Annotated in this window: 12 protein-coding genes, 2 tRNA genes and 1 pseudogene; 10 read left to right on the top strand and 5 right to left on the bottom strand. The window is 70.9% G+C overall.

All coding sequences use genetic code 11. The annotated features are described in order from the left end of the window. Window positions 1-13 precede the first annotated feature (13 nt). Together ACIRQY_RS29015 and ACIRQY_RS29010 are read left to right on the top strand one after the other, a co-directional pair. Entirely contained in the window at window positions 14-508 is a 495-nt protein-coding gene (locus ACIRQY_RS29015) for a ribose-5-phosphate isomerase (RefSeq protein WP_403930693.1), read from the top strand. After that, window positions 508-1,317 (top strand): Fpg/Nei family DNA glycosylase, encoded by an 810-nt coding sequence (locus ACIRQY_RS29010; RefSeq protein ID WP_403930691.1) that lies wholly within the window; start codon window positions 508-510, stop codon window positions 1,315-1,317. The genes ACIRQY_RS29015 and ACIRQY_RS29010 overlap by 1 nt, the downstream gene beginning before the upstream one ends. 337 nt (window positions 1,318-1,654) lie before the next feature. Here ACIRQY_RS29010 and ACIRQY_RS29005 read toward each other — a convergent pair whose 3' ends face one another. Beyond that, window positions 1,655-2,884: a GNAT family N-acetyltransferase gene (locus ACIRQY_RS29005; RefSeq protein ID WP_403930689.1), complete on the bottom strand. Its 1,230-nt coding sequence runs from the start codon at window positions 2,882-2,884 to the stop codon at window positions 1,655-1,657. A 106-nt stretch (window positions 2,885-2,990) separates the two neighbouring features. Between ACIRQY_RS29005 and ACIRQY_RS29000 the strand changes: the two genes are divergently transcribed. Together ACIRQY_RS29000 and ACIRQY_RS28995 are read left to right on the top strand one after the other, a co-directional pair. Continuing rightward, complete coding sequence (locus ACIRQY_RS29000; protein WP_351791918.1) at window positions 2,991-4,139, top strand: PP2C family protein-serine/threonine phosphatase; 1,149 nt, start codon at window positions 2,991-2,993, stop codon at window positions 4,137-4,139. 133 nt (window positions 4,140-4,272) lie between these two features. Beyond that, window positions 4,273-4,467: a hypothetical protein gene (locus tag ACIRQY_RS28995; protein ID WP_351791915.1), complete on the top strand. Its 195-nt coding sequence runs from the start codon at window positions 4,273-4,275 to the stop codon at window positions 4,465-4,467. A gap of 54 nt (window positions 4,468-4,521) precedes the next feature. On the opposite strand, the gene ACIRQY_RS28990 is transcribed toward ACIRQY_RS28995, so the two are convergent. After that, the gene (locus ACIRQY_RS28990) at window positions 4,522-6,090 is read right to left on the bottom strand and encodes a hypothetical protein (RefSeq protein ID WP_403930688.1); all 1,569 of its coding nucleotides are present in this window, start codon (window positions 6,088-6,090) and stop codon (window positions 4,522-4,524) included. A gap of 172 nt (window positions 6,091-6,262) precedes the next feature. Then, window positions 6,263-6,336, bottom strand: a tRNA-Gly gene (locus ACIRQY_RS28985). A gap of 132 nt (window positions 6,337-6,468) precedes the next feature. Between ACIRQY_RS28985 and ACIRQY_RS28980 the strand changes: the two genes are divergently transcribed. The 5 genes from ACIRQY_RS28980 (at window position 6,469) to clpX (ending at window position 11,156) form a co-directional block, all read left to right on the top strand. Next, window positions 6,469-6,545, top strand: a tRNA-Pro gene (locus tag ACIRQY_RS28980). Between the two features lie 171 nt (window positions 6,546-6,716). After that, window positions 6,717-8,102 (top strand): trigger factor, encoded by a 1,386-nt coding sequence (tig, locus tag ACIRQY_RS28975; RefSeq protein ID WP_351791909.1) that lies wholly within the window; start codon window positions 6,717-6,719, stop codon window positions 8,100-8,102. A 268-nt stretch (window positions 8,103-8,370) separates the two neighbouring features. Further along, a complete protein-coding gene (locus ACIRQY_RS28970) occupies window positions 8,371-8,988 on the top strand; it encodes an ATP-dependent Clp protease proteolytic subunit (RefSeq protein ID WP_351791907.1) in 618 nt (205 codons plus the stop codon). Between the two features lie 65 nt (window positions 8,989-9,053). Further along, the gene (locus ACIRQY_RS28965) at window positions 9,054-9,716 is read left to right on the top strand and encodes an ATP-dependent Clp protease proteolytic subunit (RefSeq protein WP_351791904.1); all 663 of its coding nucleotides are present in this window, start codon (window positions 9,054-9,056) and stop codon (window positions 9,714-9,716) included. A gap of 156 nt (window positions 9,717-9,872) precedes the next feature. After that, window positions 9,873-11,156, top strand: a complete 1,284-nt coding sequence (gene clpX / locus ACIRQY_RS28960; RefSeq protein ID WP_351791901.1) for an ATP-dependent Clp protease ATP-binding subunit ClpX — start codon at window positions 9,873-9,875, stop codon at window positions 11,154-11,156. Window positions 11,157-11,244: 88 nt separating this feature from the next. Here clpX and ACIRQY_RS28955 read toward each other — a convergent pair whose 3' ends face one another. After that, on the bottom strand, window positions 11,245-12,204 hold the full coding sequence (locus tag ACIRQY_RS28955) for a hypothetical protein (RefSeq protein ID WP_403930685.1): 960 nt from the start codon (window positions 12,202-12,204) through the stop codon (window positions 11,245-11,247). A gap of 138 nt (window positions 12,205-12,342) precedes the next feature. Here ACIRQY_RS28955 and ACIRQY_RS28950 point away from each other — a divergent pair, with 138 nt between their 5' ends. Continuing rightward, window positions 12,343-14,964 (top strand): valine--tRNA ligase, encoded by a 2,622-nt coding sequence (locus tag ACIRQY_RS28950; RefSeq protein WP_403930683.1) that lies wholly within the window; start codon window positions 12,343-12,345, stop codon window positions 14,962-14,964. 95 nt (window positions 14,965-15,059) lie between these two features. Here ACIRQY_RS28950 and ACIRQY_RS28945 read toward each other — a convergent pair. Continuing rightward, window positions 15,060-15,493: pseudogene (locus ACIRQY_RS28945) on the bottom strand (glycosyl transferase); the annotation flags it as partial.

Here is a 15,493-nt window from a genome sequence, read left to right as displayed (position 1 = left end):
CACACTCGGCATCATGCGCGTCTATATCGGTTCCGACCACGCCGGCTTCGAACTCAAGAACCACCTTGTCGAGTGGCTCACCGCACAGGGACACGAGCCCGTCGACTGCGGTCCCCACATCTACGACGCCCTCGACGACTACCCGCCGTTCTGCCTGCGCGCCGCCGAGCGGACGGCCGCGGACCCGGACGCCCTGGGCATCGTCATCGGCGGCTCCGGCAACGGCGAGCAGATCGCCGCCAACAAGGTGAAGGGGGTGCGCGCCGCCCTCGCCTGGAGCGAGCAGACCGCCGCCCTCGGACGCGAGCACAACAACGCCAACGTCGTCTCGGTCGGCGGCCGGATGCACACCCGGGAAGAGGCGACCAAGTTCGTCGAGATCTTCCTGAACACCCCGTACTCCGGTGACGAACGCCACACCCGCCGGATCGACATGCTCACCGCCTACGAGAACACCGGCGAGCTCCCCCCGATCCCGGCCCACCACCCGCAGGAGCCCACCGCCTGATGCCCGAAGGGCACACCATCCACCGACTGGCCGCCGACCACCGGGAACGGTTCGGCGGCCGGTCCGTGAGCGTCACCAGCCCCCAGGGCAGGTTCAGCGGCTCCGCCGCCCTCCTCGACGGCGCCGTCCTGGAGACCGCCGAGGCCCACGGAAAGCACCTCTTCCTCGGCTTCCCCGGCACCGGCTGGGTCCACATCCACCTCGGCCTCTTCGGCAAGGTGGCCTTCGGCGACGCCCCCGCCCCGCCGCCCACCGACACCGTCCGGCTGCGCCTTGCGAACACCGGGGGATACGTCGACCTGCGCGGCCCCACCACCTGCGCCCTCGTCACGGACGCCGAGAAGGCCGCGATACACGAGCGCCTCGGCCCCGACCCGCTCCGCGACGGCGACGACCCCGACCGCGCCTGGCGCCGGATCTCCCGCTCCCGCAGCACCGTCGCCGCCCTCCTCATGGACCAGAAGGTCATCGCGGGCGTCGGCAACGTCTACCGCGCCGAAGTGCTCTTCCGGCACGGCATCGACCCCTACCGCGCGGGGAAGGACCTCACCGCGCGCGAATGGGACGCGATCTGGACCGACCTCGCCGCCCTCATGCGCGAAGGCGTCCGGCTCAACCGCATCGACACCGTCCGCCCCGAGCACACCCCCGAGGCCATGGGCCGCCCCCCGCGCGTCGACGACCACGGCGGCGAGGTGTACGTCTACCGCCGCGCACAGCAGCCCTGCCTGCTGTGCGGCACCCCCGTCCGCACCGCGGACCTCGCCGCCCGCAACCTCTTCTGGTGCCCCACCTGCCAGCAGGCGTGACACCCGGAACGCCCGGCCCGGAGCCCGCACGGGCCCTACGAGTCACGGGCACGGGACCGATCCGGTGACCCGACCGGACCCGTGCCCGTGACTCGTAGGGGCCTCCGGGACCGGCACCCGTACGGGCACGGTGGCTGGAACCATGCCCCGGACGAGCTGTACGACCCGGACGAGCTGGACGACCCGGGCGCCGGGACCGGCCTGCTCCGGGGCCGTGCCACCGGGCCGGACAGCCGCTCGGGCCGGGCGGCCGGGCCCGTGACCCGCACGGGCCGGGCCGTCGAGAACCCACCCCGGCCGGGGGCGGCCGTCACGGACGCCCGCCCCCAGGAGTCCCTCAGAAGCCGTGCGGCAGCCAGGGCGCCACCGGGGAGCCGAACGCCACGGACGCCTCCGTCAGCGCGCCCTCCCGCAGCTCCCGCACCCGCCCGGCCGCCGCGAGCGACACCAGCGACACCCCGCCCAGATAGGCCGAGCCCAACTCCTTCACCGACAGGGCCAGATCCGGCGCGTCCCCGGTCCGCACGCACCGCGCGCCCTTCGTGTCCCCGGTCAGCCGCCACCGCCCCTCGTTCCACGGACAGAACGCGTCCGTCACCTCGAACACCACGTCCACCGGGGTCTGGTACGTCCGCGCCTCCAGCGCCCCGCCCACGTCCACCAGCCGCACGAACAGCGACTCCCGCAGCGTCGGCTCACAGCGCCGTATGTCCGACACCAGGTACTGCCAGGTGTCGTCGACCGGCCGCCCCACGAACCGCACCCGCGCCGTCAGGTCCACCGAGCACACGAACCGCCACAGCGCCGCCTCCGCCGCCGGGTCGAGCGCCGCGAGCTGATGCACCCACACCGAACCGTCCGGTCCCCCCGCCGACCAGTCCGGCTTCACCGCGTAGTGCGCGAAACCCACCACCCGGCCGTCCCGCTCCGCCAGCACGACCTGCCGGGGCGAGGCCCCCTCCCGGCTCCCCGCCGGATCCAGCAGCGGCAGCCGCTCCCAGCCCGGCAGCCGCGCCAGCATCCCCGGCCGCGACGGCACGAGGCGCGCGTAGACCTCCTCGCACACCGCCGAGGACTCCGCCGGCGAAGCCGCCCGCAGCGTCACCCCGTCCGTGCCCTCCGGCACCGTCAGCCGCACCCGTGTCATGTCGATCACCGCACGGGACGCGAACGCCGCCGCGCCGTACCCGAACCGGCCGTAGATCTCCGGCTCCGACGCCGTGAGCACCGCCAGCGGCTCGCCCCACGCCCGTACGTCGTCCAGCTGCCGCCGCATCATCGAGGTCAGGATCCCGCGCCTGCGGTGCGTCCCCGCCACGCTCACCATCGTCACCCCGGCCGCCGGTACCGAAGCCCCGCCCGGCACGGTCAGCCGGAACGAGAACGCCCCCGCCGTCCCCACCGGCAGATCCCCGTCCCACATCCCCAGGAACCGCTCCGGCTCCGTCAGGTCCTTCCAGAGCGCCCGCTCCTCCGGCTCCTCGGGCACCCCGCCGAACGCCAGCTCCAGCACCTCGTACCAGCGGTCCCAGTCATTCGGGTCCAGCACCCGCAGTTCATTCGTCATATGCCATCGATATCAGTGCCATCTGCCCGGGGCGACCCGATTTCCCGCACCTTGTCACCGGGGTACCCCTGCACGGAACCCGGATGGATCGATAGGGTCCAGGCCAATGGGACACCGCGCCGGAGTGAGCACGTACGCGGCCCGGCTGCGCAGACGCGTCCGCCGGGTCCGCACCGCGCTGCGCAAATCCGGCGTCGACTACTTCCGCGGCGACGGCTCCGACCGCCTCGCCCTCGCCGGACTCCTCCTGACCGTCCCCGCCATCGCCTGCGCCACCCTCTATGACCCCGTCTGGTGCGCGCCCGCCGCCCTGGTCCTGCCCATCGTGGCCGGTGGACTGCTGCTGCGCCCCGCCAGCCTGCTCGGCCTGTACGCGGCCGCCGCGGGCGCCCTCATCGTCGAGTCCGTCGTCCTCGGCCCCTACACCCAGGGCCCCGCCCGGGTCACCCCCGGCACCGTCCTCGTGGTCGCGGCCTGCGGCCTCTTCGGACTGCTCATCGCCCAGTTCCGGGCGAGGGTCGGCGTGCCGTGGCGGCGCGGCGGCACCATGCTCTTCGACCTGCGCGAACGCATCCGGGTGCAGAGCGCCCTGCCCCGGCTCCCCAAGGGCTGGCACCGCGAGATGGCCCTGCGCCCGGCCGGCGGCCAGTCCTTCTCCGGGGACTTCGTCGTCGCCGCCCGCACCCACGGCGGCCGCACCCTGGAAGTCGTCCTCACCGACGTCTCCGGCAAGGGCATGGACGCGGCCTCCCGCTCCCTGCTGCTCTCCGGCGCCTTCGGCGGACTCCTCGGCTCGCTCCCGCCGCACGGCTTCCTGCCCGCCGCCAACGGCTATCTGCTCCGCCAGGACTGGGACGAGGGCTTCGCCACCTCCATCCACCTCGTCCTCGACCTGGAATCCGGCGACTACGAACTCTTCTCGGCGGGCCACCTGCCCGCCCTCCAGCTCCACGCGGGCAGCGGACGCTGGGAGGAGAAGGCCGCCGAAGGCCCCCTCCTCGGCGTCTACGACGGCGCCGAGTTCCACCCCGTCAAGGGTTCCCTGCGCCCCGGGGACGTCCTCATGCTCTTCACCGACGGCCTGGTCGAGGCCGCCGACCGGGACATCGACGAGGGCATCGACCGCCTCACCGGCGAGGCCGACCGCTGTGTCGCCGAGGGCTTCGAGGGCGTCGCCTGGCACCTCATCGAGGCCGTCGCCAAGGACGTCAACGACGACCGTGCCCTACTGCTCGTCTCCCGTCCGGCGACGTGATCTTCAGCACGACGGTTCGTCACCCGGCAGCGTGGGCAGGGGGGTTGGTGGCACCATGGGGAGCAGCGGGGGGAGTTCGGGGGCCCGGGCTCCCTGGTGGGCAGAGCGGGACCGAGCGAGGGTGTGATCAGTCGTGGCCATTTCACTGTCTGTGGTGTTGCTGTTGGCGATCATCCTGGTGGTGCTGATCCGCGGGGGGAACCTCAAGGCGGGACCGGCCGTGGTCGCCATCCTCTTCGGCTTCTTCCTCGCCTCCACCGGCATGGCCGACGACATCCAGCGCTTCCTCGACTCGATAACGCAGACGGTCGGGTCCATCAAGTTCTGAACGACGACGGGCGCCCGCCGGAGGATCCGGCGGGCGCCCGTCGTCCACCCGCGGTCAGAACAGGCGGGTTCCGGCCGGAACCGTGCCCGGCACGGTCACCGGGGCACCCGGCGTCCCGTCCGCCGCCACGGGACGCAGCGCGAGTCCGCCCGAGGCGTCCGCGGTGACGAGGTCGATCCGCTCGTCCCCGTCCAGGTCACCGACCGGCACGACCGAGGGCGACTGCTGCCCGGTCCACCCCGAGGCCCCCACCGTCACCGGCGCCACCAGGTCGTACGGGTCCTGCTGCTGCCCGTAGTCCACGCCGAAGTGCTCCAGCGTGCCGTTCACAGCGTCCCGCGCCCAGAAGCTCGCCAGGACGGCTCCGTGGCCCGCGTTCGAGACGAGGAGCTCCTTCGACGCCCACCCGCCGGTGGCGAGGACGGTCGGGGAGCCGACCCGCAGGCCCTGCGCGCCCGGGCGCAGGTCGAAGTAGAGCAGCCGCCCGTCCTCGACCGCCAGCAGACCGGGGTACGCGTAGTCCTCGGGGCGGACGGCGATCCGGGTCACCCCGGACCAGTCGTACCCGGCGACCTCCACCGGAGCCCCGAAACCGCCCGCGCCGTCACCGGGGTACGCGGACAGCTTCCCGTCCCGGAGGGCCAGCAGGTCGTTGCGGGTGTCGTTCGCGTGCTGCGGCCCGTACCGGTTGACCAGCCACCCGGCCCGCGCCACGAGCGCGCCGGACCAGTCCCGCGCGTCCGCCGTCACCGGGTCGGCGAAACCGCCCCCGGCGCGGCCCGCGAGGAGCGTCAGGCGCCCGGCCGCGTCCACCCCGAGCAGATCGGGCCGGCCGTCGCCGTCGTGGTCGCCGAAGGGCTGCGGGACCGGCGAGGTCACCCAGTAGTCGGCGGACACCGCCGACGACGTGTTGCCCGCCCGGTCGAAGGCCCGTACCCACACGCGCGCCGGACCGGTGCGCTCCGGGGTGACGAAGGTGGCCGTGGCCGTCCCGTCCGCGCCGACCGGGACCCGCTCGCCCTCCGCGCAGGCGTACGTGCCGGTCGTGGCGAGCGGGTCGAGGCAGAGGTACGAGGCCTCCGTCCCCGGGGGCAGGGTGGCGCGGACCGTCCGGACGGTGCCGGACGGGGCCGCGTTGTTGTTCGGCCGGGGGTCCAGGAACTCGACCACCGGGTCCGCGGGAGCGGTGTGGTCGGTGGAGAACCCGCAGGGAGCCGTCCACGCGGAGACCCCGGCGGGTCCCTCGACCCTGGCCTGCCACCAGTAGGGACCCTCGGCCGGGACCTGCTCCCTCCGTATCTGGAGCCTGGCCGTGGAGCCGGCCGACACCGACACCGGGACCTCGACGACCGGCGTCGTCTCCGCGCCCGCCCTCCACAGCCGGAAGCGGGCCTCCAGCAGGCCGCCGTCCTCCGGGCCCGCCACGTCCACCGACAGCGACAGATCCGTGTTCCCCACCCACGGCAGCGCACCGCCGGTCGCGCAGCCGCCGGGCAGCGCCGTGGGCCCGGCCGCCGTGTACGGGACCTCGGCCGCCCGAGCGGTCCCGCCGCCGAGCAGTCCCGCCGCACAGGCCAGCGCCAGCGCGGCCACCGCGGTCGGCCGCCTCGTCCTTCCGGTCATGACGTTCCCCTCCCCTTCGATCTTGATCGTCGGGGAGAACGTAACCGGAACCTCTGACATCGGGCACGGGGAATACGGCGGGCCGTCAGGCGCGGAGCGGGGGGCGGCCGGAGCCGGGAAACGCCTCGGGGCCGGTCCGGGAGAGACTCTCCGGACCGGCCCCGAGGGCGCGTGGAGCGGGTGACGGGAATCGAACCCGCGTAGCTAGTTTGGAAGACTAGTGCTCTACCATTGAGCTACACCCGCACGGCATCGCGCCGCAGGTCACGAGGACCGCGGCACGAGGAGCATGTTAGCGGTTCGCGGGGGGTTCGCGCACACCCGGAAAACCGGGGGCGCCGCACGGTCCCCGTCCATGTACCCTACGTGTCGCACCGACGGGGTGTGGCGCAGCTTGGTAGCGCGTCCGCTTTGGGAGCGGAAGGCCGTGGGTTCAAATCCCGCCACCCCGACCATGACGATCACGCGCGGACCCCGCGCGCTCTTGATCACGTTGTGGGCGTCAACCCGCTTGCGGTTACTATGCAAGCTGCGTGCCCGTGTGTCTTTCTGACCGGGCCGACCCGCCGGGACCGCTACACGCGGCACCGGTGGATTCCAGGAATCAGCCACAAGGAGACCGAACCGTGAAGAGCGCCGTGGAGACCCTGAACCCGACTCGGGTTCGGCTCACTGTCGAGGTGCCCTTCGAGGAGCTCAAGGACAGCCTCGACGCGGCGTACAAGAAGATCAACCAGCAGGTCACGGTCAAGGGCTTCCGTAAGGGCAAGATCCCTGCTCGCGTGATCGACCAGCGGTTCGGCCGCGGCGCCGTGCTGGAAGAGGCCGTCAACGACGCGCTCCCGAAGTTCTACACCGAGGCCGTCAACGAGGCCGAGGTCAACCCGCTCGGCCAGCCCGAGGTCGACATCACCGAGCTGAAGGACGGCGAACTGCTGGCCTTCACCGCCGAGGTCGACATCCGCCCGACGATCGAGATCCCGGACTACTCCGGCATCGAGGTCACCGTCGACGCGGTCGAGGTCACCGACGAGGACGTCGAGAAGTCCGTGGAGCAGCTCCGCGAGCGCTTCGCCTCGACCTCCCCGGTCGAGCGCGCCGCCCAGGACGGCGACGTCATCACCGTGGACCTGCAGGCCAAGGTCGACGGCGAGGTGCTGCCCGACGGTGTCGCCGACGGCGTCTCGTACACCATCGGCTCGGGCGAGCTGCTCGACGGCATCGACGAGGCCGTCAAGGGCCTGGAGGCCGGTGGCGAGGCCACCTTCAGCTCCCAGCTCAAGGGCGGCTCCGCCGAGGGCAAGGACGCGGAGGTCACCGTCAAGGTCACCGCCGTCGCCGCCCGTGAGCTCCCCGCGCTGGACGACGAGTTCGCGCAGCTCGCCTCGGAGTTCGACACCCTCGACGAGCTGAAGGCCGACAGCCGCAAGCGCCTCGAGAACATGAAGCAGTTCGACCAGGCCACCCAGGCCCAGGAGCGCGTCCTCGACGAGCTCCTCAAGCTGGTCGAGGTCCCGATGCCCGAGAAGCTTCTCGAGGACGAGATCAACACCCGCAAGCACAACCTGGAGCACCACCAGCTCGGCCAGATGGGCATCGACCTCGCCAAGTACCTGGAGATCCAGGGCAAGACCGAGGAAGAGTTCCTGGCGGAGACCCAGGAGCAGGCCGAGAAGGGCATCAAGACGCAGTTCATCCTCGATGAGCTCGTCAACAAGGAGAAGCTCGACGTCTCCCGCGAAGAGCTGACGGAGCACCTGTTCCGCCGCGCCGCCTCCTCCGGCATGAGCCCCGACCAGTTCGCCCAGGCCGTGGCCCAGGGCGGCCAGGTGCCGATGCTCGTCGGCGAGGTCGCCCGCGGCAAGGCCCTCGCGGTCGTCGTCGAGGCCGCCAAGGTCGTCGACAGCAACGGCGAGGTCGTGGACCTGTCGGACGACGAGGACGAGGTCGAGACCGCCGCCGAGGCCGTCGAGGCCGTCACCGGCGAGGCCGAGGTCTCCGAGGACAAGTAAGGGCCTCCGCACCCCGCGGACCCCGCCCCACGGGCCCGCGCGCACTCCGGTGCGCGCGGGCCCGTGGGCGTTCCCGGGGCCACGGGCCGCCCCCGCGCGTTCCCGCGGCCACTTACACGTCCCCAACTACCTTGCGCTCCCAGCGAACAGTTCGGGAACCGGGATGGCGTTGTCCCACCTGCGCGTTAGGGTCCATGAATACGAGGGCAGTGCCCTCTGAACGAGACGCTGAGACGGCCCCGGCCGTCGGAGACGAGCAGGTGGATACGTGACGAATCTGAAGCCTTACGCCGCGGGTGAGCCGTCCATCGGTGGCGGCCTCGGCGACCATGTCTACAACCGGCTGCTCGGCGAGCGGATCATCTTCCTCGGCCAGCAGGTCGACGATGACATCGCCAACAAGATCACCGCTCAGATGCTCCTCCTGGCCGCCGACCCGGAGAAGGACATCTTCCTCTACATCAACAGCCCCGGTGGCTCGGTGACGGCCGGCATGGCCGTCTACGACACCATGCAGTACATCCCGAACGACGTCGTCACCATCGGTATGGGCATGGCGGCGTCCATGGGCCAGTTCCTGCTCACCGGCGGCACCCCCGGCAAGCGCTTCGCCCTGCCGAACACCGACATCCTGATGCACCAGGGCTCCGCCGGCATCGGCGGCACGGCCTCCGACATCAAGATCCAGGCCGAGTACCTGCTCCGCACGAAGAGGCGGATGGCCGAGATCACCGCGCACCACTCCGGCCAGACCGTCGACGCGATCATCCGCGACGGCGACCGCGACCGCTGGTTCACCGCGGAGGAGGCCAAGGACTACGGCCTCATCGACGACATCATCACGCACGCCGCGGGTGTTCCGGGCGGCGGCGGCACGGGCGCCTGAGCGCCGGCCGCCCGCAGCAGAGCCCCAGCCCCCCGCCGAACGCCACCAGGACGGTGAACACCCAGATGCAGAACAACCTCTCCCCGAGCGGCCTCTACACCGGCGCGCCGATGGACAACCGCTACGTCGTGCCCCGCTTCGTCGAGCGCACCTCGCAGGGCGTCCGCGAGTACGACCCGTACGCGAAGCTGTTCGAGGAGCGCGTGATCTTCCTCGGCGTGCAGATCGACGACGCCTCCGCCAACGACGTCATGGCCCAGCTCCTCTGCCTGGAGTCGATGGACCCCGACCGTGACATCTCGATCTACATCAACAGCCCCGGTGGCTCCTTCACCGCGCTGACGGCGATCTACGACACGATGCAGTTCGTGAAGCCGGACATCCAGACGGTCTGCATGGGCCAGGCGGCCTCCGCCGCGGCCGTGCTGCTCGCCGCGGGCACCCCCGGCAAGCGGATGGCCCTGCCGAACGCCCGTGTGCTGATCCACCAGCCGTCCGGCGGCACCGGCCGCGAGCAGCTCTCCGACCTGGAGATCGCGGCCCGGGAGATCCTCCGGATGCGCGACCAGCTGGAGAGCATGCTGGCCAAGCACTCGACCACGCCGATCGAGAAGATCCGCGAGGACATCGAGCGTGACAAGATCCTGACGGCCGAGGACGCCCTGGCGTACGGCCTGGTCGACCAGATCATCTCGACCCGCAAGAGCACGGCCTCCGCGGGACACTGACGCCCGACCTTCCCCTGGCACGGTCCTTGTGGCTGAATCACGACCATGTGAACCGTGCCAAGGGGGGCCCGAACGAGGGGCCCGGCAAGGTACCGTCGAATATGAGGCACCAGGAGTCGCTGAACCAGGCGCTCCCAGGCGAAGGGGAAGCACCTCGTGGCACGCATCGGTGATGGCGGCGACCTGCTCAAGTGCTCGTTCTGCGGAAAGAGCCAGAAGCAGGTGAAGAAGCTCATCGCGGGTCCCGGTGTGTACATCTGCGACGAGTGCATCGACCTCTGCAACGAGATCATCGAGGAAGAACTCGCGGAGACGAGCGAGGTGCGCTGGGAGGAACTTCCCAAGCCCCGCGAGATCTACGAGTTCCTCGAGGGGTACGTCGTCGGGCAGGAGCCCGCGAAGAAGGCCCTCTCGGTCGCGGTCTACAACCACTACAAGCGGGTCCAGGCCGGTGAGAACGGCGGCGGGCAGAGCCGGGACGACGCCATCGAACTGGCCAAGTCCAACATCCTCCTACTGGGCCCCACGGGCTCGGGCAAGACGCTGCTCGCGCAGACCCTGGCCCGCATGCTCAACGTCCCGTTCGCCATCGCCGACGCGACGGCGCTGACGGAGGCCGGCTATGTCGGCGAGGACGTCGAGAACATCCTGCTGAAGCTGATCCAGGCGGCCGACTACGACGTCAAGAAGGCCGAGACCGGGATCATCTACATCGACGAGATCGACAAGGTCGCCCGGAAGAGCGAGAACCCGTCGATCACCCGGGACGTCTCCGGCGAGGGCGTGCAGCAGGCCCTGCTGAAGATCCTGGAGGGCACCACCGCCTCCGTGCCGCCGCAGGGCGGACGGAAGCACCCGCACCAGGAGTTCATCCAGATCGACACGACGAACGTGCTCTTCATCGTGGGCGGCGCCTTCGCCGGCCTGGAGAAGATCATCGAGTCGCGGGCGGGCTCCAAGGGCATCGGCTTCGGGGCGACCATCCGCTCGAAGCGCGAGATCGAGGCGAGCGACCAGTTCCAGGAGGTCATGCCGGAGGACCTGGTGAAGTTCGGGATGATCCCCGAGTTCATCGGCCGTCTCCCCGTGATCACCTCGGTGCACAACCTGGACCGCGAGGCACTCCTCCAGATCCTCGTCGAGCCGCGCAACGCACTGGTGAAGCAGTACCAGCGCCTCTTCGAACTCGACGGTGTGGAGCTGGACTTCGACCGCCCGGCCCTGGAGGCCATCGCCGACCAGGCGATCCTGCGCGGCACCGGCGCGCGCGGTCTGCGCGCCATCATGGAGGAGGTCCTCCAGTCGGTGATGTACGAGGTCCCGTCCCGCAAGGACGTGGCCCGGGTCGTCATCACGGCGGACGTCGTCCGCAACAACGTGAACCCGACGCTGGTCCCGAGGATCGTGAAGAACGACGGCAGGCACGAGAAGTCGGCGTAGCCACCGGAAACGGTGAAGAGGGGGTCCCGCCCGAGGCGGGACCCCCTCTTCCGTGTCCGTGTCCGGGACGACGGGGAGCGGAATCCGGTCAGAGCTTGACGCGGACCTCCTTGCGGAGCTGTGCGGTGAGGGCGGCGGCGTCCTCGGCCGCACCGGACTTGCCCGCGATCATGGACGCCATGTCGACGGGGACGACGAAGCCCACCGTCGAGTGGTCGGCCCAGGCGCACATCGTCATGGAGAACGCGGGCGTGCCGTTCGCCGCGTTCGGCTTGGTCTTCGCCTGCTGGCACTTCAGGACCGCGCCGTCGAGCCCGGCCGGCGTGTACGCCTGCGGGCTGCCGACCAGCTCGGGCTCCTCCGGGTTGCCCTTGTCCTTGTCGGCCTCGGCCCTGGCCGCCGCGAAGACGCCGTCGACGACCTTCTCCGGGTCGGCGATCTCGCCGTACAGCCCGTTGAAGGAGAGCATCTTCCCGGCGAGCGGGTTGGCCGCGTCCTTCACCTGGTAGGAGGCGCCGACCTCCTTGGCGTTCTTCACCCCGTTCTTCTCGGCCTCCTTCAGGGAGTTCGTGTCGGTCGAACCCTCCTTGCCGGGTGCCTTCTTGTACTCGCCGAGCACCGTCTCCGGGGTGATCAGCTTGTGCGGGCCGTCATCCGCGACCGAGGAGCCCCCGCCCCCACCGAGCACGAAGTACGCGCCGACGCCGATCGCCGCGACCACCGCGACCGCGCCGATGATCCAGCCCGCCTTCGACTTCTTCGGGGCGGGCGGGTGCGGCACGTAGCCGCCGGGGCCCTGCGGGGCGCCGTAGGGCGGCTGCTGCCCGTAGGGACCCGGCTGCTGCGGGTAGCCGTACGGGCCCTGCGGGGGCTGCTGCGGCGGAACGCCCTGGGGGGCCTGCTGGGGGTATCCGTATCCCGGCTGGGGCGCCTGCGGCGGGCCGTACGGGCCCGGCTGCTGCGGCTGGCCGTACGGACCCGGCTGGCCGTAGGGGCCGGGCTGCTGGGGCGGCTGGCCGCCGTACGGGCCCGGCTGGTTGTAGCTCATCGACAGGTTCCCCTCACAGAATGTTTATGTCTGCCGGACATCCTGGCGGAACCGCCGACCGGGCAGTGCGGCGGGTGCCACACCGTTACCGAACAATCGCGTTTCAGGACCACCCCGTGACACCCCTAAACTGGCCCCGTGACCGAGAACCCTCAGCAGCAGACAGCGCCCACCACCGAACTGCCGACCCAGTACGCGCCGGCCGAGGTAGAGGGGCCGCTGTACGAGCGCTGGGTGGAGCGCGGGTACTTCGAGGCGGACGCGAAGAGCGAGAAGCCGCCGTACACCATCGTCATCCCGCCGCCGAACGTCACCGGCTCGCTCCACCTGGGCCACGCCTTCGAGCACACGCTGATCGACGCCCTCACCCGCCGCGCGCGGATGCGGGGCTTCGAGACGCTGTGGCAGCCGGGCATGGACCACGCGGGCATCGCCACCCAGAACGTCGTCGAGCGCGAGCTGGCCAAGGAGGGCAAGTCCCGCCACGACCTGGGCCGCGAGGCCTTCGTCGAGCGCGTCTGGGAGTGGAAGGCCGAGTCCGGCGGGCAGATCGCCGGCCAGATGCGGCGCCTCGGTGAGGGCCTGGCGTGGAGCCGGGACCGCTTCACCATGGACGAGGGGCTGTCCCGGGCCGTCCAGACCGTCTTCAAGAAGATGTTCGACGACGGTCTGATCTACCGCGCCGAGCGCATCATCAACTGGTGCCCGCGCTGTCTGACGGCCATCTCCGACATCGAGGTCGACTACCAGGAGGACGACGGCGAGCTCGTCTCGATGACGTACGGGGAGGGCGAGGACACCATCGTCGTCGCCACGACCCGCGCGGAGACGATGCTCGGCGACACCGCCGTCGCGGTCCACCCCGACGACGAGCGCTACGCCCGTCTGATCGGCAAGCGGATCAAGCTGCCGCTGACCGACCGCACGATCCCGGTCGTCGCCGACACCCATGTCGACCCGGAGTTCGGCACCGGCGCCGTCAAGGTGACCCCGGCGCACGACCCGAACGACTTCGCCATCGGCCAGCGCCACGGCCTCGACTCCATCGAGGTCCTCGACGAGCGCGGTGTGATCACCGTCCACGGCCCCTTCGAGGGACTGGACCGCTTCGAGGCGCGTTCCGCGATCGTCGCCGCCCTGCGCGCCGAGGGCCGGATCGTCGCCGAGAAGCGCCCCTACGTCCACTCCGTCGGCCACTGCTCCCGCTGCAAGACGACGCTGGAACCGCGTCTGTCGCTGCAGTGGTGGGTCAAGGTCGAGACCCTCGCCAAGGCCGCCGGTGACGCGGTCCGTGACGGCCGGGTCGACATCCACCCGGCCGACATGTCCCAGCGCTACTTCGACTGGGTCGACAACCTCAACGACTGGTGCATCTCGCGCCAGCTGTGGTGGGGCCACCGGATCCCGGTCTGGCACGGCCCGAACGGCGAACTGGTCTGCGTCGGACCGGACGAGGAGCCGCCCACGGGCGAGGGATGGACGCAGGACACCGATGTCCTCGACACCTGGTTCTCCTCCGGCCTGTGGCCGTTCTCCACGCTCGGCTGGCCCGAGAAGACGCCCGACCTGGAGAAGTTCTACCCGAACTCCGTCCTGGTCACCGGCTACGACCTGATGTTCTTCTGGGTCGCCCGGATGATGATGTTCGGCCTGTACGCGATGGACGGCCAGCCGCCGTTCCGCACGATCGCGTTCCACGGCATGGTCCGCGACGAGCTCGGCAAGAAGATGTCGAAGTCGTTCGGGAACACCGTCAACCCGATCGACTGGATGGACAAGTACGGCTCCGACGCCCTGCGCTTCACGCTGGCCAAGGGCGCCAACCCGGGCGTCGACGTCCCGATCGGCGAGGACTGGGTCCAGGCGTCCCGGAACTTCGCCAACAAGATCTGGAACGCGACCCGGTTCGCGATGATGAACGGCGCCACGATCGAGGGTCCGCTGCCGGACGCCTCCGACATGTCGGCGACCGACCGCTGGATCCTGTCCCGGCTGAACGAGACCGTCGCGCAGGTCGACGCGTACTACGAGGACTTCCAGTTCGCCAAGCTGAGCGAGTCGCTCTACCACTTCGCGTGGGACGAGGTCTTCGCCTGGTACGTCGAGCTGTCGAAGACCACGTTCTTCGCGGGCGGCGAGGGCGCCAAGGTCTCCGGCCGGGTCCTCGGCGAGGTCCTCGACGTGATGCTGCGGCTGCTGCACCCGATCGTCCCGTTCGTCACCGACACCCTGTGGACCACCCTCACCGGGGGCGAGTCGCTGGTCGTGGCCGACTGGCCGAAGGACAGCGGCTTCCGCGACGAGGCCGCCGAGCGCGAGATCGAGCTGGTCCAGCGGGTCGTCACCGAGGTCCGCCGGTTCCGCAAGGAGCAGGGCCTCAACGACGGCCAGAAGGTCCCGGCCCGCCTGGACCTGAGCGGCACCACGCTCGCCCCGCACGAGGGCGCCATCCGCCAGATCCTCCGCCTCCAGCCGGAGGGCGAGGGCTTCGCCGCCACCGCCTCCCTGCCGGTCGCGGGCTGCACGGTCGCGCTCGACCTGTCGGGCACGATCGACGTGGCCGCTGAGCGCAAGCGGCTCTCGAAGGACCTGGCCGCCGCCGAGAAGGAGAAGGCCCAGGCCGAGGCCAAGCTCAGCAACGAGGCGTTCCTGGCGAAGGCCCCCGACAACGTCGTGGACAAGATCAAGGACCGGCTGGCCAAGGCGGACGAGGACATCGCCCGCATCCAGAACCAGCTGGCGAACCTGCCGCAGGGCTGAGTACACCGTCCCTCGGGACGCGCGCGCACGGCGAAGGGCCCGGAACCGTCTCGACGGTTCCGGGCCCTTCGCCGTACCCCGGGGGAGGACTCCGCTCAGGACTCCGTGGCGACCGGGCCGACGCCGGCGGTCTCGGCGTTGCGGCGGGTCTTGGCCCAGCCGGTCCTGCCGCGGACGAGGCGGACGAAGCCGCGGGTGGAGACGATGAAGAGGTGGTAGGCGTAGAGCCAGAGCGCGAAGCCCCAGAGGAGGCCCTTGAGGCGGGAGCGGTCGGGGGCGAACTCGCGGCGGTAGACCGGACCCCAGAGCAGGAAGGGGACGACGGAGATCACCGCGAGGGCCAGCGCGAGCGGCCAGAGGGTGAGGAGGACCTCGGCCGCGCCGCCGCCGGTCACCAGCGCCACCAGCATGATCAGGGTGATCAGCAGGGTGGCGAGGTGGGCGATGGGCTGGAAGAAGGTGTAGAGGGATTCGAGGACGCCGCGGGCTTTGTAGTGGCGGGAGCCGATGATGCGGGTGGCGTAGCGGA

Origin of the sequence: Streptomyces sp. NPDC101490, from assembly GCF_044767145.1 — a bacterium.
GTDB lineage: Bacteria > Actinomycetota > Actinomycetes > Streptomycetales > Streptomycetaceae > Streptomyces.
Note: the sequence above shows the minus strand (reverse complement) of the source record. Positions and strands in the feature narration are given on the sequence as shown.